At 74.0% G+C, this 18301-nt stretch carries 16 protein-coding genes; 7 read left to right on the top strand and 9 right to left on the bottom strand.

Going from position 1 to position 18301, the window contains the following annotated elements:
* Positions 1-153 precede the first annotated feature (153 nt).
* The gene (locus HD597_RS14555) at positions 154-1383 is read left to right on the top strand and encodes an isochorismate synthase (protein WP_253742637.1); all 1230 of its coding nucleotides are present in this window, start codon (positions 154-156) and stop codon (positions 1381-1383) included.
* Between the two features lies 1 nt (position 1384).
* On the opposite strand, the gene HD597_RS14550 is transcribed toward HD597_RS14555, so the two are convergent.
* Positions 1385-2005 (bottom strand): YigZ family protein, encoded by a 621-nt coding sequence (locus HD597_RS14550; RefSeq protein WP_253742636.1) that lies wholly within the window; start codon positions 2003-2005, stop codon positions 1385-1387.
* An 80-nt stretch (positions 2006-2085) separates the two neighbouring features.
* Between HD597_RS14550 and HD597_RS14545 the strand changes: the two genes are divergently transcribed.
* From HD597_RS14545 to HD597_RS14530, 4 genes are all read left to right on the top strand, one after another.
* Positions 2086-2442 (top strand): hypothetical protein, encoded by a 357-nt coding sequence (locus tag HD597_RS14545; RefSeq protein ID WP_253742634.1) that lies wholly within the window; start codon positions 2086-2088, stop codon positions 2440-2442.
* Between the two features lie 84 nt (positions 2443-2526).
* Positions 2527-4578, top strand: a complete 2052-nt coding sequence (locus HD597_RS14540; protein ID WP_253742632.1) for a hydantoinase/oxoprolinase family protein — start codon at positions 2527-2529, stop codon at positions 4576-4578.
* Positions 4575-6203: a hydantoinase B/oxoprolinase family protein gene (locus HD597_RS14535; RefSeq protein WP_253742630.1), complete on the top strand. Its 1629-nt coding sequence runs from the start codon at positions 4575-4577 to the stop codon at positions 6201-6203. Before HD597_RS14540 ends, HD597_RS14535 begins: the two co-directional genes overlap by 4 nt.
* 286 nt (positions 6204-6489) lie before the next feature.
* Positions 6490-7980, top strand: coding sequence for an alpha/beta fold hydrolase (locus HD597_RS14530; protein WP_253742628.1), 1491 nt, complete (start codon positions 6490-6492; stop codon positions 7978-7980).
* Here HD597_RS14530 and HD597_RS14525 read toward each other — a convergent pair.
* Positions 7977-9236: an MFS transporter gene (locus tag HD597_RS14525; protein ID WP_253742627.1), complete on the bottom strand. Its 1260-nt coding sequence runs from the start codon at positions 9234-9236 to the stop codon at positions 7977-7979. The genes HD597_RS14530 and HD597_RS14525 overlap by 4 nt on opposite strands.
* On the bottom strand, positions 9233-9805 hold the full coding sequence (locus HD597_RS14520) for an ArsR/SmtB family transcription factor (protein WP_253742626.1): 573 nt from the start codon (positions 9803-9805) through the stop codon (positions 9233-9235). The genes HD597_RS14525 and HD597_RS14520 overlap by 4 nt, the downstream gene beginning before the upstream one ends.
* 123 nt (positions 9806-9928) lie before the next feature.
* Between HD597_RS14520 and HD597_RS14515 the strand changes: the two genes are divergently transcribed.
* Together HD597_RS14515 and HD597_RS14510 are read left to right on the top strand one after the other, a co-directional pair.
* The gene (locus HD597_RS14515) at positions 9929-10555 is read left to right on the top strand and encodes a helix-turn-helix transcriptional regulator (protein WP_253742625.1); all 627 of its coding nucleotides are present in this window, start codon (positions 9929-9931) and stop codon (positions 10553-10555) included.
* Positions 10552-11682: an aminotransferase class I/II-fold pyridoxal phosphate-dependent enzyme gene (locus HD597_RS14510; RefSeq protein WP_253742624.1), complete on the top strand. Its 1131-nt coding sequence runs from the start codon at positions 10552-10554 to the stop codon at positions 11680-11682. Before HD597_RS14515 ends, HD597_RS14510 begins: the two co-directional genes overlap by 4 nt.
* Here the strand turns inward: HD597_RS14510 and HD597_RS14505 are convergent.
* The 6 genes from HD597_RS14505 to HD597_RS14480 all read right to left on the bottom strand — a co-directional run bounded on the left by HD597_RS14505 (position 11677) and on the right by HD597_RS14480 (position 18291).
* A complete protein-coding gene (locus HD597_RS14505; RefSeq protein WP_253742623.1) occupies positions 11677-12528 on the bottom strand; it encodes a metallophosphoesterase family protein in 852 nt (283 codons plus the stop codon). The genes HD597_RS14510 and HD597_RS14505 overlap by 6 nt on opposite strands.
* Before the next feature lie 183 nt (positions 12529-12711).
* Positions 12712-14568, bottom strand: coding sequence for a helix-turn-helix domain-containing protein (locus tag HD597_RS64435; protein ID WP_276082909.1), 1857 nt, complete (start codon positions 14566-14568; stop codon positions 12712-12714).
* Between the two features lie 148 nt (positions 14569-14716).
* Complete coding sequence (locus tag HD597_RS14495) at positions 14717-15751, bottom strand: DUF917 domain-containing protein (RefSeq protein ID WP_253742622.1); 1035 nt, start codon at positions 15749-15751, stop codon at positions 14717-14719.
* Positions 15739-16701 carry a hypothetical protein gene (locus HD597_RS14490; RefSeq protein WP_253742620.1) on the bottom strand — a complete coding sequence of 321 codons (963 nt, stop codon included), beginning with the start codon at positions 16699-16701 and terminating at the stop codon, positions 15739-15741. Before HD597_RS14490 ends, HD597_RS14495 begins: the two co-directional genes overlap by 13 nt.
* A complete protein-coding gene (locus HD597_RS14485; RefSeq protein ID WP_253742618.1) occupies positions 16698-17129 on the bottom strand; it encodes an MFS transporter in 432 nt (143 codons plus the stop codon). Before HD597_RS14485 ends, HD597_RS14490 begins: the two co-directional genes overlap by 4 nt.
* A 190-nt stretch (positions 17130-17319) precedes the next feature.
* Positions 17320-18291 carry an alpha/beta hydrolase gene (locus HD597_RS14480; protein ID WP_253742617.1) on the bottom strand — a complete coding sequence of 324 codons (972 nt, stop codon included), beginning with the start codon at positions 18289-18291 and terminating at the stop codon, positions 17320-17322.
* Between the last annotated feature and the right edge of the window lie 10 nt (positions 18292-18301).

Raw genomic sequence — 18301 nt, 5'->3', positions numbered from 1 at the left:
GACCGACTTCATATCGCCGCTTGACAGACCGGACTGGATATGGTCCGTCTGAATACTCCTTGGCATCCGGTTTTTTCTGGGTTCTTTGCCCGTAACCGCGCATTCACGGGGGTCCGAGTCGAACGTGTTCAGTTCCCGCATAGAGTGTCTTGGGTGAGTGTCGCGCTCGGAACAACCCGCCCGCTGCCGGTTCGCACCACCCCTGTTGGCGACCCCGGTGACCTGCTGGCATCCCTCCCCCGTACGGCCCCCTACGCGTGGATCAGGAACGGCGAGGGCCTCGTCGGCTGGGGAGAGGCCGCCCGGGTGGCCGTGCCGCCGGGGCCCGGCAGGTTCGCCTGGGCCCGCCGGTGGCTGGCCTCCGTGCTCGGGGACGCGCAGGTGCACGACGACGTGCGCACCCCTGGGTCCGGCGCGGTCGCCTTCGGCAGCTTCACCTTCGACGAGGACGCCCACGGCTCCGTCCTGGTGGTCCCGCGGGCCGTGCTCGCCCGCCGCGACGGCCACGCCTGGCTGACCACGATCGGCGACGCGCCGCTGGAGACGTTCACCCCGGTCCGCGACCCGGGCAGGATCAGCTACGGCGACGGCAGCCTGACCGCGCCCGAGTGGGAGCACGTCGTGGCGCGTGCCGCGCGGCGCATCCGCGAGGGCGAGCTGGAGAAGGTGGTGCTGGCCCGCGACCTGGTCGCCACCGCCGAGCGGCCGATCGACGTGCGGCTGCTGCTGTCCAGGCTGGCCGCCCGCTACCCCGAGTGCTACACGTTTTCGGTGGCGGGGCTGGTCGGCGCGACGCCGGAGCTGCTGATCCGGCGCACGGGGCAGGAGATCGAGTCGCTGGTGCTGGCCGGCACGACCGCGCGCGGCACCGGCCCGGCCGACGACCTGGCGCGCGGGGCGGCGCTGCTCGCCTCGGCGAAGGACCGGCACGAGCACGAGTGCGCGATCGCCTCCGTACGCCAGACGCTGTCGCCGCTGTGCTCCTCGCTGACCACGCCCGACGAGCCCGAGCTGCTCGTGCTGCCGAACGTGCAGCACCTGGCCAGCCACGTCACCGGCCGGCTGGCCGACGGGGCGTCGGTGCTGGACGTGGTGGCGGCCATGCACCCGACGGCGGCCGTCGGCGGCACCCCGACGAAGACGGCGATCCAGGTCATCCGCGAGCTGGAGGGCATGAACCGCGCCGGCTACGCCGGCCCCGTGGGCTGGATCGACGCCAACGGCGACGGCGAGTGGGGCATCGCGCTGCGTTCCGGGCAGGTGCAGGGGCGGCGGGCGCGGCTGTTCGCGGGCGGCGGGATCATGGGCGACTCCGACCCGGCGGCCGAGCTGGCCGAGGCGCAGGCGAAGTTCCGCGTCATGCAGTACGCCCTGGAGGGCTGACTCAGGCGGGCACGTGGAGGTCGTCGCCGAGCTCCACGCGGGCCCGGCCGGCCGTCAGCGTGGCCACCCAGTCGGCGAACGCGGGCACCTCGTCGTCGCCCACCGCGACGTCGAACGTGACCTCGCCCGCGTACGTCACCTCGCGCACCGCGTGCCGGGAGGCCCGCAGGTCGTTCTCCACCCGCCCGGCCTGGTCGTGCGCGACCGCCACGCGCACCAGCTTGGCCGGGACCATGCGCACGGGCTCGGCCCGGTCGAGCGTCTCGGTCACCGCGGAGCCGTAGGCGCGCACCAGCCCGCCCGCCCCCAGCAGGGTGCCGCCGAAGTAGCGCGTCACCACCGCCACCACGTCGCTGAACCCCCTGCCCACCAGCGCCTGCACCATGGGCGTGCCCGCGGTGCCGCCGGGCTCGCCGTCGTCGTCGCCCTTCTGGATGCGCTCGCCGATCACGTACGCCGTGCAGTTGTGGGTGGCGGCGGGATGCTCGCGGCGGCGCCCGGCGATGAAGGCGGCGGCCTCCTCGACGGTGCGTGCCGGGGCCAGGGCGCAGATGAAGCGCGAGCGCCGCGCCTCCGTCTCGTGCTCGACGACGGTCTTCAAGGTCAGGTACGAGGCAGGCACAGTCGCAAGGGTATGCCCTCGCCGCAGGAGCTGAGAGAGCTACGATCTCGTCATTCCATAAGGACCTATGGGAGGGTCTCATGGACACTGCGGACGACGTCATGCCCTTCGTCACGGCGGCGATCGACGCCTACGGCACCGGCGTGCTGGCCAAGACCAGCGAGCTGGCCGCGGACACCGAGGTGGCCCGCGGCTCGCGCATCCTGCAGCGGGTCTTCGGACGGGGAGACGCGCGGGCCCACCAGGTGATCGGCCGGGTGGCCGGCGCCAAGCCCGACGACGAGTCCGGCCGGGCCGCGTTGCGGGGCGCGATCATCGAGGAGTTCCGGTCGGACCCGCTGTTGCGGCGGGAGGTGGCCGCGATGCTCTCCCGGGTGGTGCTGGGGAGCCACGACAGCGGCATGATCGTCACCGGGGACGGCAACCGGGTCGGCTGACCCCTGCGCCGTGCACTGCCGTCCGCTCCGGGATGTGCGCCCCGCACACCGCGGCGGGCGGCTGCTCCTCGTACGGTTCACGGCATGAGCTATCGCGTCGCCATGGACATCGGCGGCACCTTCACCGACGTCGTCTGCTACGACGAGCGGTCGGGTGCCGTCACGGCCTCGAAGGCGCCCACCACGCCGGGCGATCTGGCCGAGGGCGTCTTCGCCGCGCTCGGCCGGGTCGTCGACGACCCCGCGGGCATCTCGTTCTTCGTGCACGGCACCACCCAGGGGCTCAACGCGCTGCTGGAGCGCAAGGGCGCCCGCGTGCTGCTGCTGGCGAGCCAGGGCGGCCGGGACGTCTACCAGATCGCCAGGGGCAACCGGGACCGCATGTTCGACCTGCGTTACCGCAAGCCGGCGCCGCTGGTGCCGCGCCAGGACGTCATGGAGGCGGGCGGCCGGCTCGACTACCGGGGCCGCGAGCTGGCGCCGCTGGACGAGGAGTCGGTGCTGGCGGCGGCGAGGCGGGCGCGGGCCGAGGGGTTCGACGCGGTGGCGGTGTGCCTGCTGTTCTCCTACGTCGACCCGGCGCACGAGGTCAGGGCGGGCGAGATCCTGCGGGCCGAGCTGGGCGACGACGTGCTGGTGGTGCTCTCGCACGAGGTGGCGCGGGAGTGGCGCGAGTACGAGCGCACCTCGTCGGCGGTGCTGGAGGCGTACACCGGGCCGGTGGTGCGCCGGTACCTGGCCGGGATCGAGCGGCGCTTCGCCGAGCGCGGGCTGGCCGTGCCGGTGCACGTGATGCAGTCGTCGGGCGGGCTGGTCAACGCCTCGTACGCGATGCGGCGCCCGCTGCAGACGCTGCTGTCGGGCCCGGTCGGCGGGACGATGGGCGGGGTGGCCGCCTCCCGGCTGCTCGGGCGCGGGCCCGGCGCCGGTGCGGCGCGCCGGCGCAACGTCATCTGCGTGGACATGGGCGGCACCTCGTTCGACGTGTCGCTGGTCGTGGACGGGCGGCCGGACGTCAACAGCGAGGCCCGCGTCGAGGGCTACCCGGTGCTGATGCCGATCGTGAACCTGCACACGATCGGCGCGGGCGGCGGCTCCCTCGCCTACGCGGAGGCGGGCGCGCTGCGCGTGGGCCCCGAGTCGGCCGGTGCGGTGCCGGGGCCCGCCTGCTACGGCAGGGGCGGCGCGCGGCCGACCGTCACCGACGCGAACGTGGTGCTCGGGCGGGTGGATCCGGCGTGGTTCGCGGGCGGGCTGATGACGCTGGACGTGGAGGCCGCCGGGATCGCGGTCGCGGAGCTGGCCGGGGAGCTGCGGATCGATCCGCTGACGCTGGCCGAGGGCATCTGCGACGTGGCCAACGCCAAGATGGCGCAGGCGATCCGCACGCTGACCGTGGAGCACGGGGTGGAGCCGCGGGAGTTCGCGCTGGTGGCGTTCGGCGGCGCGGGGGCGATGCACGCGGCGTTCATCGCGCGCGAGCTGGGGATCTCCGAGGTGGTGGTGCCGCGCTTCCCGGGGGCGTTCTCGGCGTGGGGCATGCTGGAGGCGGAGGTGCGCAGGGATCTGACGCATCCGTACTTCCGGCCGCAGGACACCCTCGACGGCCCCGACATGTCCGGAAATCTCGTGGCTTTGGAGCGGGATGCGCTCGACGCGCTCGCCGGGCAGGGCGTCCCGGAGGAGCGGCGGCGGGTGGAGCACGCCGTGGACATGCGCTACGAGGGCCAGGACTACACGCTCACCATCCCGCTGCGCGACGCCGCCGAGCCGGCCGAGCCGGAGTTCCTGGCGGAGATCGCGGCCCGCTACGCCGAGGCGCACACCGCGCGGTACGGGCACGCCACGCCCGAGGCGCCGGTGGAGTTCGTCATGCTGCGCAGCACCGGGTTCGGCTCGTTCCCGCGCACCGCCGCGCCGGCCGTCGCCGCCTCCGGGCAGGAGGCTCCCGACGTACGGGATGTGATCTTCGACGGCGCGGTGCACCGCACCCCCGTGCTGCGCCGCGCCGGCCTGGACGGCGAGCTGGCCGGGCCCGCGATCGTGGTGGAGGAGACCGCGACCACGGTCATCCCGCCCGGCTGCGTGGCCACGGTGGATGACAACGGCTTCCTCATCCTGAAAGTGAACACGTGATCGACCCCGTCAGCACCGAGATCATCCGCTGCGCGCTGCTGCAGGCGGCGGAGGACATGAACACCACCCTCATCCGCAGCTCCTACACCCCCGTCATCTACGAGGCCAAGGACTGCGCGGTCGCGCTGCTCGACCGCGACCACAACGTGCTCGGCCAGTCGTCCGGGCTGCCGATCTTCCTGGGCAACCTGGAGGTGTGCACCCGCGAGACCGAGCGCCTGTACGGGCGGGAGGTCTGGCAGGAGGGCGATGTGTGGGTGCTGAACGACTCCTACATCGGCGGCACTCACCTCAACGACGTCACCGTCTACGGGCCGATCTTCGCCGGCGGGGAGCTGGCCGGGTTCGCCGCGTCGCGGGCGCACTGGCTGGACGTCGGCTCCAAGGACCCGGGCGGCTCCATGGACTCCACCTCGATCTTCCAGGAGGGCCTGCGGCTGGGCCCGGTGAAGGTGTACGCGGGCGGTGAGCCCTGCCGCGACCTGCACGAGGTCATCTCCCGCAACGTCCGCTTCCCGCACGCCACGCTCGGCGACCTGCGAGCCCAGGTGAGCTGCGCGATGACCGGGCAGCGGCGGCTGAAGGAGATCGTCGGCCGGTGGGGGCTGGAGACCCTGCTGGCCGCCCGCGACGAGATCTTCGCCCAGACCGAGCGCATGGAGCGGGCGGCCATCGCGGCCGTCCCCGACGGCGTGTACCGGGCGTCGGGGTTCCTCGACAACGACGGCATCGACCTGGCCACGCCGCTGCCGGTGAACGTGACGGTCACGGTGTCGGGCGAGAGCATGCACGTGGACCTGACCGACTGCGCCGACCAGGCGCTCGGCCCGGTCAACTGCGGCGCGGCGCAGGCGGTGGCGGCCGTGCGGGTCGGCTACAAGCTGCTGGTCTCCGGCGAGGTGCCGCTGAACGGCGGCTCGTTCCGGCCGCTGTCGGTGACGACCAGGCCCGGCTCGATGCTGGCCGCCGAGTCGCCGGCCGCCTGCCAGTACTACTACTCGCACCTGGGGCTGCTCATCGACCTCGTGGTCAAGGCCCTGGCGGGGGCGATGCCGGACCAGGCGGCGGCGGCCTCGTACGGGGACTCGATGATCGTGCAGTTCACCGGGACGGACCCGCGCACCGGCAAGCTGTACGTCTCCCAGGAGGCCACCGTCGGCGGCTGGGGCGCCTGGGAGGGCGGCGACGGCGAGAGCTGCCTGATCAACAACGTCAACGGGTCGCTGCGGGACATGCCGATCGAGGTGCTGGAGACGCTGTTCCCGGTCCGCGTCACCCGCTACGAGGTCCGTCCCGGCACCGGCGGGGCCGGGCGGTGGCGGGGCGGGAACGGGGTGGTGCGGGAGTACGAGTTCTGCGGGGACACGTCGTTGTCGCTGTGGTTCGAGCGGTCGGTCACCCCGGCGTGGGGGCTGGCGGGCGGCCTCGCGGGCGCGCCGCCACGCGTCACCCTCAACCCGGGGACCGATGGGGAGCGGGAGATGCTCAAGGCCAACGCGCTGCCCGTCAAGGCCGGGGACGTGCTGCGGTGCGAGTCCGGCGGTGGCGGCGGCTACGGGCCGCCCGAGCTGCGCGCGCCGGAGGCGACGGCGGCCGACCTGGCCCAGGGCATGACCACCCGCTGACAGGCGGCTCCGCCCGGGGCCGGCCACTGGCCGGTCCCGGATCCCGCGGTGCCCGTCGCGCGCGATCCGAGCAGGTCCGCGACGTCGCCGACCCGACCTCGACGCGCCCGTGGACGTGCGGGCGTCAACGGCCACCACCAGCGCCCTGCGCCTCCGCTCACCCCGGATGACGAGGCGTCCACCGACCCTGATGTCCTGTTCCTGCCCGGACGTCACGGTGATGCCCTCTGCCGGATCCTGGAAGAGGGCCCGGCCGTCCGGCAAGTCGATCAACGATGGGAGCAAGGTGCCAGGAAGGACTTCTCCGCCCGCCATCACCCGGGTGGCGCTGGCGGTGCTGCTGGCCGCAACGATGTCCTGCGGGGCGCCGACCGGCAAGGACGCCGGGGACGCCGGCGGCGAGGGCGGCATCGTCTGGGAGCGGTGCGAGGAGGAGCCGGCCGTCGAGTGCGGCACACTGACGGTGCCGGTCGACTGGTCCGAGCCGGACGGCCCCACCGTCGATCTGGCCCTCGCCCGGCGCAGGGCCACCGACCCCGCCGCGCGGATCGGATCCCTGCTGGCCAACCCGGGCGGCCCCGGCAACTCCGGCGTGAACGACATCCTCCGGTCCGCCGGCTTCAGCGCTGACGTCCAGCGGCGCTTCGACATCATCGGCCACGACCCCAGGGGCGTCGCCCGCAGCGGCTCGGTGACCTGCTCGGCCTCGGTCTACAACGAGATGCCCGCCCCGGTCATGACCAGCCAGGCCGACTACGACCGATGGATCGCCTTCGACAAGAAGCTGCACGCGGACTGCCGCGAGCGCACCGGCCCCCTGTACGACCACCTCGACTCGGTCAGCGTGGCCCGTGACATGGACGCCATCCGCGCCGCGCTCGGCGAGGACAAGCTGACCTCCTACGGCGTCTCCTACGGCACGCTCGCCCAGCAGATGTACGCCGAGCTGTTCCCGGACCGGGTCAGGGCCATGGTGCTGGACGGCAACATGGACCACAGCCTGAACGTCAAGGCGTTCCAGGTGGACGACGCGGCCGCCGTCCAGGACAGCTTCGACGAGTTCGTCGCCTGGTGCGAGCGGGACACCGGGTGCGTCCTGCACGGGCGCGACGTCCGGGCGCTGTGGAGAGGGCTGGTCGAGAAGGCGGACCGCGGCGAGCTGTACTGGCCGGGCGCCGCCGGTCGGCAGGTGAGCGCTCACAACCTCCGCTGGCTGGGCGTGGTGCTCAACGAGGCGCCCGCCTGGCGGCAGGAGGCCGCGGTGCTCCACGCCCTGGACGGCGGGCCGGTGCCGGACGACATGCCGGGCCCTCCCGGCAACGGGCCCGTGAACGGTGAGACCGCCGAACTCCCCACCGCGATCCTGTGCCAGGACTTCGACCTTTCACTCCGCGACTACGGCGAGTACGCCGAGGTGATGCGCGCGGCCAACGAGGCGGCCCCCGACCTGCGGTACAACCCGATGCCGATGGGCGACATGCCGATCTGCCAGGGCCGCGCGGTCCAGGTCGGCAACCCGCAGCATCGGCTGCGGTACACGGGCAGCGCTCCGCTGCTGGTGGCCACCTCCATGCACGACCCTGACACGCCGTACGAGTGGTCCGCCCGCGTGGCCCGCCGGCTCGGCCCGAAGGCCACGCTGCTCACGTACGAGGGCTGGGGCCACGGCGTCTACGGGATGACCCGGTGCACCATGGCCACCGTGGACGCGTACCTGATCTCGCCGGCCGTGCCCGCGCGGGACGCCCGCTGCCCGGCCGAAGAACGCCAGGACTAGGCCGGACTCTCTCCTGGCGCCGGGGCGGCGGCGCGGCCGCGGCGCCGGTCCATCTCCCGCCATTCCGGGCGCAGGCCGGTCAGCCCGGTGGCCAGGGCGTAGGCTGCGCCGCAGGCCAGCAGGACCGGCGCCAGGCCCGCCAGCGACACCGCCGCCCCCGCCAGCAGGCCGCCGAGGGGAATTCCGGCCCAGGCCAGCGAGGTCTGCAGCGCTCCCACCCGCCCCAGCAGGCCGCGCGGCACCCGCTCGTACGTGATCGCTCCCAGGATCGGGTTCAGGAACCCCCCGGCGAACCCGCTCGCCGCGAACAGGCCCACGATCGCCCACACCGGCAGGTCGGCGGCCAGGATCAGGAACCGCGGCGGCCCCGCCAGCAGGAACGCCACGAAGAACACCGGCCGCCGCCGCATCCGGTGCGCCACCGCCGCCGCGACCAGGCTCCCGCCGACCGCCGTCAGGCCCATCACGCTGCCGGTCAGCCCGAGCACGGCGGGACCGTGCCCGGACTCCTTGGCCCACACGGGCGCGAGCACCTGGGAGAAGGCCGCGTCGAGCAGGTTCGTGACGCTCACCACGACGATCAGGGCGAGCAGCAACGGCTGGCCGCGCAGGAACGCCAGCCCCTGCCCGAACCGCTGCCAGTACCCCTCCCGCTCCCCCTCCGCCGAGGCCGGCGCCCCCTGCCCCATGCCGCGCGGCAGCGCCCAGGCCACGATCAGCGAGCCCAGCGCGAAACATCCGGCGCTCACTCCCAGGCTCGCCATCGGCCCGAGCGCCACCACGATCACGCCTCCGGCCGCGGGCCCCACCGTCTGGGCCAGCCGTTCGGTGACGCCCATGAGGCCGGTGGCCCGCTCCAGCGGCACCCGCCCCCGCTCGGCCGCCTCCGGGACCATGATCTCCTTGGCCAGGTCGCCCGGCCCGCGGGCCGCGCCGATCACCGCGACGAGCGGGACGAGCGCGCCCAGCGGCAGCATGCCGAGCGTGTGCAGCAGGACGACGAGGCCGGCCGCCGCCGCGCTCACCACGTCGGCGGCCCAGGAGACGCGCCGCGGTCCCATCCGGTCGAGAATCGGTCCGGCCAGCGCCTTGACCAGCACGTACGGCGCCATCTCGGCGAACGCCACCATCCCCGTGTGCGCCGCGCTCCCGGTGCTCACGTACACGAACCAGGGCAGCGCGATGGCCGAGACCCGCGTCCCGGTCAGCGCGACGGCGATGGCCGCCAGCACCCCGGACAGGGACCGAGATCTCACGCCGGCTCCGGCAGGACCTGCGTGATGAGCGAGACCCGCGCCGCGTCCTCGGGGGCCCGCGCGCCGGGCTCGTCCCGCCGGTAACGGGTGATCACCTCGCCCAGTTCCTCCCGCAGCCGCCGCCCCTCCTCCGGGGTCAGGCGCAGCGCGTACGAGCTGAGGTCCAGCACGGTGCGCCACTCCTTGGGCATGGTCTGCATCTCGTTCAGCGCCTGCTGGGTGCGCAGGTTGTACAGGGCGGCGATGGACTGCATGTACGCCAGCACCGCCTCCGGCTCGCGCTCGGCCAGCTCCTCTCCGGTCAGCCGGGTGCTGCGGTGCACCGAGCGCCACCACCGCTCGCGTGCGTTGCCCCGCTCCAGGTCCTCCTCCACGAACCCGGCCGCGCCGAGCCTGCGCAGGTGGTAGCTGGCCGTTCCCGAGTTGACGCCCAGGCGCTCGGCCAGGCGGGTGGCGGTGGACGGGCCGTGCTTGCGGAGCAGGTCCACGAGCTGCACGCGGACGGGGTGGGCCAGGGCCCGCAGGCCCTTCGCATCGAGGACGACGACGGACTTGTCGGGTTCGCTCATGCCCCGACCCTAGACCGCAAACACCTCTTCGCAAAGAGTTGTTCGCGAAGAGGTGTTGGCGAAGAAGTGTTGGCGATTCACCGGATTGGATGAAACGTCCGATCTGGACATAGGATCCGACGCGTGACCCCGACAGACCCGCGCGTGCGGATGTGGTCGCCGGTGTGCGCGGCGATCGCCAAGCTGCTGGCCCCGCACGCCGAAGTGGTGCTGCACGACACCGCGACCGACCGCGTCCTGGCCGTCTGGAACCCCCTGTCCAGGCGCGCCGCCGGCGACCCGTCGATGCTCGGCGAGCTGGACCGGCTGGAACCCGCCGGCGACGACGTCCACGGCCCGTACGAGAAGCTGCTGCCCGACGGGCGGCGGCTGTCCTCGGTCAGCGCCGTGCTGCGCGACGACGGCGGCCGGCCGTCGGCGGTGCTCTGCGTGAACCTCGACCGCACCCCGCTCGATCAGGCGGCGGCGCTGCTGGCCGCGTTCGCCGCGCCGACCTCGCCGCGCCCCGAGGCCATGTTCGAGCAGGACTGGACGGAGCGGGTGCACCAGGTCGTCGGCGCCTACGTCCGCGAGCACGGGCGCGCCGCCGAGCGGCTGACCCGCGACGACCGCCTCGCCGTGCTGGCCGAGCTCGACGCGGCGGGCGTGTTCGCCGTCCGCCGCGCCGTCCCCGTCGTCGCCGGCGCGCTGAAGATTTCCCGATCCACCCTGTACGCGCTGCTCGCCGACCTCAGAAGGAGCCGACCATGAGCCGACTGCCCGACTTCCGGCTGGAGGTCTACTTCTCCCGCTGGGAGTTCACCGCGCGCCACCACCTGACCGCCTCCGACGCCCAGACCATGACCATGGCCGAGCTGCTCGCCCTCGCCGATCCCGACGACGCCCGCGCCTGGGAGACGCTCTCCCTCGGCTACACCGAGACGTACGGCGACCCTGAGCTGCGCCAGGCCATCGCGAGCACGTACGAGCGGGCGGGCGCCGACGACGTGATCTGCTTCGCCGGCGCCGAGGAGGCCCTCTACCTCGCCATGCAGGTCCTGCTCGGCCCCGGCGACCACGCCGTCGTGATCACCCCCAACTACCAGGCCGCCGAGACCGTGCCCCTGTCGCTGTGCGAGGTCACCGGCGTCGCCCTGGACCCCGCGCGCGGCTGGGCGCTCGACCTCGACGCCGTCGAGGCGGCCCTCCGGCCCGGCACCCGCGTGGTGTCGGTCAACTTCCCCAACAACCCCACCGGCGCGCTCATCCCCGCCGCCGACCTCGCCCGCCTGGCCGCGATGTGCGAGGAACGCGGCATCCACCTGTTCAGCGACGAGGTCTACCGCGGGCTGGAGCTCGACCCCGCCCGCACGCTGCCGCAGGCCGCCGACCTGTCGCCCACCGCGCTGTCGCTGAACGTCACCTCCAAGTCGCTCGGCCTGCCCGGCCTGCGGATCGGCTGGATCGCCTGCCGCGACCGCGAGCTGCGCTCCCGCCTCGAACGCGCCAAGCACTACACCACCATCTGCAACTCCGCGCCCAGCGAGGTGCTGGCCCGGATCGCGATCAAGGCCAGGGACCGCATCCTGGAGCGCAACCGGGGCATCATCGCCGCCAACCTGCCCCGCTTCGAGGCGTTCTTCACCGAGTTCGGCGACCTGTTCGAGTGGCGGGCGCCCGACGGCGGCTGCGTGGCCTTCCCCCGCTACCTCGGCCGCGACGGCGTCGAGGCGTTCTGCACCGAGCTGGTCGAGCGGGCCGGCGTGCTGCTGCTGCCCGCGAGCATCTACCGCTCGCAGCTCACCGACACGCCCGCCGACCGGTTCAGGATCGGCGTCGGGCGCGCCGACCCCGAGCCCGCCCTGAGCGCCTTCGCCGCCCACCTGAAGGGACTATGAGCTGGGCAGCACCTCGCGCAGCAGGCGGCGGTTGCCCGGGCGCGGCTTCCACTCCCGCGGGTAACCGAGGGAGACCTCCTCGAAACGCACCCCGTCGTGCCACGTCACGCGGGGGATGTGCAGATGACCGTAGATCATCGCCGCCGTGCGGTGGCGGCGGTGCCAGTCGCGCGTGGCCGTGGTGCCGCACCACTGCGCGAACTGCGGATAACGCAGCACGTCCGTCGGCTCGCGCACCAGCGGGTAGTGGTTGACGAACACCAGCGGCACGTCGTCGTCCAGCTCGGCCAGCCGCCGGCTGGTCTGCGCCACCCGGGCGCGGCACCAGGCGTCACGCGAGGGGTACGGGTCGGGGTGCAGGACGTACTCGTCGGTGCAGACCACGCCCGTGCTGTGGGCGTAGGTCAGGGCGCTCTCCTTGGTGTGGTGGCCCGGCGGCAGGAACGTGTAGTCGTACAAAAGGAACAGCGGCACGATCCGCACCGGCCCGCCGGCGCCCTCCCATAACGGATACTCGTCCTCCGGGGTGACGACGCCCAGATCCCTGCAGACCCGTACGAGATGCTCGTAGCGCGCGACCCCCCGCAGCTCGGGCGGCTCGCCCGGCACGGTCCACAACTCGTGGTTGCCCGGCACCCACACGACCCGCTCGAACCGGCTCGCCAGCAGGCTCAGCGCCCACGTGATGCCCTCCAGCCGTTCTCCCACATCGCCCGCCACCAGCAGCCAGTCGCCGGGCGTGACGGGTTTCAGCTCCGCCACGATGGCCCTGTTCTCGGGATAGCCGATGTGCAGGTCGCTGACGGCCAGCAACCTGCTCACCCCTGACAGCTCCGCCTCCGCCAACGGGATCTCCTTCCGGGAGTGCCGTTACGAGCATGCCATGCGCGATCTCAACCCAGCATCACGGCGCTCAACGCAACGTCCCCGTGCTCAGCGCAACATCACGTGCTCAGCGCAACATCACGTGCTCAGCGCAACATCACGTGCTCAGCGCAACATCACGTGCTCAGCGCAACATCATGGTGCTCAGCGCAGCATCACGTGGCAGGCGAGTTGCAGCGCCAGGCGGGTGACGGCGTCGTCGAGGTCGAAACCGGCGGACTTGATGCGGTCCAGCCGGGTGGTGATCGTGTTGCGGTGCACGCCCAGCCGCTCGGCCGCCTTCAGCGCGCCGCCCTCGTCCAGGACCGCTCCCAGCGTCTCCAGCAGCGTGCCGTCCCGATCGATCGCCAGCAGCGGGCGTAGCACGACGGCCGCCGGAGCCCGCAACGCCCCCGTCGGGAGCGCTCCGAGCAGCTCGGCCGGGCCGATCCGGTCGGCGCGCTGCACCATGCCCGCACCCGCCACGTACGCCGCCGCCTCGGCTCCCAGCAGTGACTCCGCCAGCACGTCCAGCCCCTCCACCTGGCCGCCCACTCCCCCGGCGCACAGCCACGGCATGCTCTGCAGTGCCTGCCGGATGCGCTCGGCCAGCTCGGACGGGCCCAGCGCGGACCAGCCCGCCCAGCCCTCGCCTCTGGTCATGACGGGGACGTGGCCGAGGGTCGCGGTGATGAGCGTGTAGGCGAGCTGGGCGTCGCCGGGCTCGGTCAGCGGGCGGATGCGGTACGCCGTGAGGGGGCCCCTGATCGGCCAGCCGAGCGCGATCGCGGCGGCCCGCACCCCGCCGCCCGCCATCGCTTCGGACTCACCCCCGGCCCCCGAGCCAGGCCCCGATCCGCGCCCGGCCCTGAGCTCGGACCCGAACTCGGGACCGGGCTCGGGTCCGCGTTCAGGTTCGGGGCTCGGCTCCGGCCCGCGGCTGGGCTCGGGTTCGGCGCTGGGCTCTGATCCAGGGCTGAGTGCGGGTGCGGGGCCTGGTGCGACGCCGGGTGCGGGCGCGGGGCCAGGTGCTGGTGCTGGTGCGGGGCCGGGTGCGGGGCCTGGTGCGGGTGCGGGGCTTGGTTCGAGGCTGGGCTCGGGGCTGGGCTCGGGCTCGGTGAGAACGCGTTCGGCCAGTGACGCCTGCAGGGCGAACTCGCGGGAGGCGCGCAGGCGCTCCCGCGCGGCCCACGCCGTCAGCGGCGCCACCGCCAGCTCCAGCACGGTACGCACCACCGCCGGCCAGCCGGACGACCGCGACGACCCGACGGCCATCAGCATCCCCAGCACCTTGCCCTCCTCGTCGGGCACCACCACCTCGGCCGACCACCGGCCCCGCCCACCGGCGGCCTCGCCCCCCGCCTCCCCCCGCCCCGCAACCGGGCCGTTCCCCGCTTCGCGCTGCCCCTGGCCCGTAACCGGGGCGCTCCCCGTTTCGCGCCGGCCCCGCCATGCGGCCGGGTCGACGGCGGCGTCGCGCCGGCCCGCGAGGAGCAGGCCGTACCGGTCAAGGAAGGCGACCGCGGTGCCCGGCAGCTCCGCGTTCAGTACGCCGAGCACCCGACGCGCCGACGCGCCCGCGTCGGCCAGCCGGGTGGCGCAGCGGGCCACGAGCTGCGTGCGGGCCGCGTCCGGGCGGGAGGCGGCCGACGCGACCCGCACCGCGACGATCAGCGGATCCTCGTCCACGAAGATCAGCGTCACGCCGAGCCGTTCCGCCAGCACCGCCCCCGAGCCCTCGCTCAGCCCGCCCGCCGGCGCGATGACGCACGCCGCCGCCTGCTCCCAGGCCCGGCGCATGGCCATCTCCACCGCCCAGCCCCCGCTGGCCGCCGTCCCGATCAGCACCACCGCCGTGTGCGGCGCGACCGTGGCGAACACCGACGGCTCGTCGACGATCCGCACCCCGCGCACGGCGTTCTCGCCCGCGCCGTACATCCGCGCCCCGGCCAGCGGCCCCGCGTTGACCAGCTCCGCCACCGTGACCGGCGCCTCCCACCCCGGCGCCCGCACCCCGCTCATCCCGAACCTCCCCTAGCAAAATCCCGCACCCCGCTCAACGCGAACCCTTCATCCCGCGACCCGCGCCACGCGGTCGGCGACCGCTCACCGCGAGCTCCCAGCCGCCAAGGACCGCTCACCGCGAGCTCACCGGCCGCGAAGGACCCGCTCACAGCACCATCCCGAACGCGCGCGGCCCGCCCAGCGCGAGGCCGCGGTCCGTGTGCCACACCGGCGCGGCCTTGACCACCATGATGTCCACCTCCAGGCCGGGCTCGGCCTTGTCCACGTCCACGACCAGCCCGTCCGCGGTCGAGATCATGCAGATCTGGTCCGGCACCGTCGCCACCACCGCCCCGTCCGCCAGAGCCAGCAAGACCTCGTTGTGCGCCTCCAGCCGCACCAGCCGCCCCAGCCCCTCCGATTCCCGCAGCACTATGCTCGTCGGCAGCGACGGCAGAGCCAGCTCGCCCCCGTGCCCCGTGCTGCCCTCCACCGCCTGGATCCGTCCCCGGCACAAGGTCCGCACCCCGTACGGCGCCGCGGCCGACCGCGGCGCCCCGGGCTCGCCCGCCCGCATGAGCAGGCTCACCGTGCCCGGCACCAGTACCCGCGCCAGATCCCCCGCCGCCATCGGATAGCACGCCGCCACCGCCCACCCCCCGACCGCCAGCACCACCGGGCGCAGCAGCTCCTCCACCCGGTCGGCCGCCGTCTCCAGCAGCACCAGCTCCCCGGCCCCACCGGCCAGCGCCAGCGGGGCCGCGCTCATCCCGCCCAGCGTGTACGTGGTCTGCTCCACCAGCGGGAACACCCGCCCCGTACCGTCGCCGTCCACCAGCGGCAACCCCAGCCCGGCGGCCGCGATCAGCGGGATCAGCGCGTTCTCCGCGGCCAGGTTCAGCGCCACCACCGCCCCGGCCCGCTCCCCCAGCCTGCGCTCCAGCGCCCGCACGGCCCGCTCGGGCTCGTCCCCCGCCGGCAACTGCTCGCCCAGCGCCGTCGTCGAGCCCACCAGGCTGACCACCACGCAGAACGTGCCCGGCGCCAGCTCGTCGGCCGCCACCAGCTCGACGCCCCGCCCGACCACCGACGCGGCCCAGTCGTAGGCCAGGTTGTACGACGACTGCGCCGCACCGGTCGCGAACAGCCGCGACCCCGCCGAGAACCGGCCGAGCCCGTCGAGGTCGATCAGCCGGCCCACGGCCGCCCGCCCGCCGTCACCCGCACCCGGTAGAGGCCGTCGGGCAGGTACGACAGCGGGTTCACCGTGATCTCCTCGATCCCGGCCGAGCCCGGCGCCGCTCCCGCGCTGACCACCCGGGTCAGCGCCTCGTCCCGCGCGTCCCGCAGCACCCGGTCCAGCTCCGCCCGCCCCCTGGCCTGCACGATCCGCTCCACGTGCGCCTCCGGCCGCCCGAGCGCCGCCCCGTACGCGGCCACGACCCCGTCCGGGACCTCCACCCCGTTCGGAGCCTCCACCCGCCCGCCGCCCCCGCGGAGCGCCGCCCGCCCCCGGGCCAGGCACGCCGCCGCCCCCCGATCGCAGGTCAGCGGGAAGCGCCGGAAGTAGTGCGCCGACACCAGCCCGCCTCCCGACCTCGCGAAGTACGCCGGCACCCCCGGCAGCTCCCGCGCCACCTCGTCCGCGATCCGCCCCGCCTCGGGCCCGAGCGCCGCGTTGCGGATCGCGTCCGCCTCCCGCTCCCGCAGCCCCGGATACCCGAACTCGTACGACAGCGTGATCCGCGCCTGCGGCACCTCGGCCGCCACGATCGCCGCCACCTCCAGCTCGTGATCCGCCAGCATCGGCGACCCCGTGGCCGTCACGGCGAAGTCCACCAGCCCGCACGTGGCCGCGAACCGCCGCACCGCCCCGGTGTCCAGCGGAGCCAGCGGACGCCCCGTCACGCTGTGGCCGCCCCGCACGATCGTGGCCACCCCCGACCCGACGACGGGCCCCAGCGCCTCGGGGCACGGGCCGCCCACCCGGATCGCCGCCACCGGCGCCGTGCGCGCCCCGCCCAGGTCCGCCGCCACACACGCGCGCGACGCGTTGCGGGCCGCGCCACGGGCCACCGGCCAGGTCGCGGCGCCGTCGCCGACGGCCACCACCGTAGGCGCGGCCTCCCCGAGGGCGACGCCGATGATCACTCCAGCTCGCGCCCTTCCGTCTCCGGCAGCGGCACGGCCAGCAGCGCGGTCGCCACCATGAACGCGTTGATGACCAGCATCGTCGCGGTGAACCCGGTGGCGTTCGCGAGCAGCGCGACCACCCCGTACGCCAGCAGCGACCAGAACGCCGTCGGCCGGCGCCCGATCCTGTCGGCCACCGGCCCCCACACCAGCACCCCGGGGATCATGCCGAACGCCACCGCCGACAGCACGATGCCGACGCCCGCCGCGTCGATGCCCAGCTTCGCGCCGAGATCGCCGGCGACGTACACGAGGGCGAGCTGTTCCCAGGACTCGATGACGAACGCGACGAACAGCGCGAGCGCGATGAGCACGTGCCTGCGCGTGAACGGCATGCGGTCGAACGCCGCACCGATCGGCAGGGCCGGTGAGTCGATGGCCGTCATGGTGCTCCTACGAAGGGGGGCGGAATCTGGCCGCACCCTACGGCGGGCGGGTCGCGCCGCGCCTGTGCGGACCGCCCTGTCAGGCCACCCGGCCTGTGCGGACCGCCCGGGGACGTCCCGGGCGGCCCGGATGAGCGGGGTAATAACGGCCCCGGGGGTCTGCCGGGCCACAGCTCCACGCCGGACGCCTTTACTTGGTAGATTCCGTCCCGAGCCACCGCCGCAGCGCCTCGACGGCCAGCCCCATGGCCGTGCGGTTGGCGTTCGTGTCGCGCAGCAGGTCGACCATGGCGAAGTCGTGCACCATCCCGGCCAGCCGCACCGCGGTCACGTCGTTGCCCATCTCGCGCAGCCGCGCCGCGAACGCCTCGCCCTCGTCGCGCAGCACGTCCGCCTCACCGTTCAGCACGAGCGCGGGCGGCAGGCCGCGCAGGTCCTCGTCCTTGGCGCGCAGCGGCGAGGCGTGCGGCTCGGCCCGCTGGGAGGGGTCGGTGGTGTACTGGTCCCAGAACCACTTCATGCCGTCGCGGTTGAGGTAGTAGCCGGTGGCGAACTGCTTGTACGACCCGGTGTCGAAGTTCGCGTCGGTGACCGGGTAGAAGAGCGCCTGGCCGAGCAGCCGCACGTCGCCGCGCTCCTTGGCCATCATGGCCAGCACGATCGACATGTTGCCGCCCACCGAGTCGCCGCACACCGCCATCCGCGACGGGTCCAGGCCCTTCTCCGCGCCGTGCTCCATCACCCACTGGGCGGCGGCGTAGTTCTGCTCGATCTGGGTGGGGTACTTCGCCTCCGGCGCGCGGTCGTACTCGGGGAAGACCACGGCGGCGCCGCAGCGTACGGCCAGCTCCCGGACGAGGCGGTCGTGGGTGTGCGCGGAGCCGAACACCCAGCCGGCGCCGTGGATGTAGAAGATCACCGGCAGCGTGCCCGCGGCGCCCTCCGGCTTGACGATCCGCACCGGGACGATGCCGGTCGGGCCGCCCTGCACCTGGATCCACTCCTCGTCGATCTCCGGCTTGGGCACGCCCGGGTCGGACTGGAGCTTCTCCAGCACCTCCCTGCCCTGCTCGGGCGGGAGCTCGTAGATGAAGGGCGGCTTGGCGTTCGCGTCGGCGAAGCGCTGCGCCGCCGGCTCCAGTACGACGTGTCTGCTCGTCATCGTGGTCATG

The sequence above is a fragment of the Nonomuraea thailandensis genome, from assembly GCF_024172165.1.
Taxonomy (GTDB): domain Bacteria; phylum Actinomycetota; class Actinomycetes; order Streptosporangiales; family Streptosporangiaceae; genus Nonomuraea; species Nonomuraea thailandensis.
Note: the sequence above shows the minus strand (reverse complement) of the source record. Positions and strands in the feature narration are given on the sequence as shown.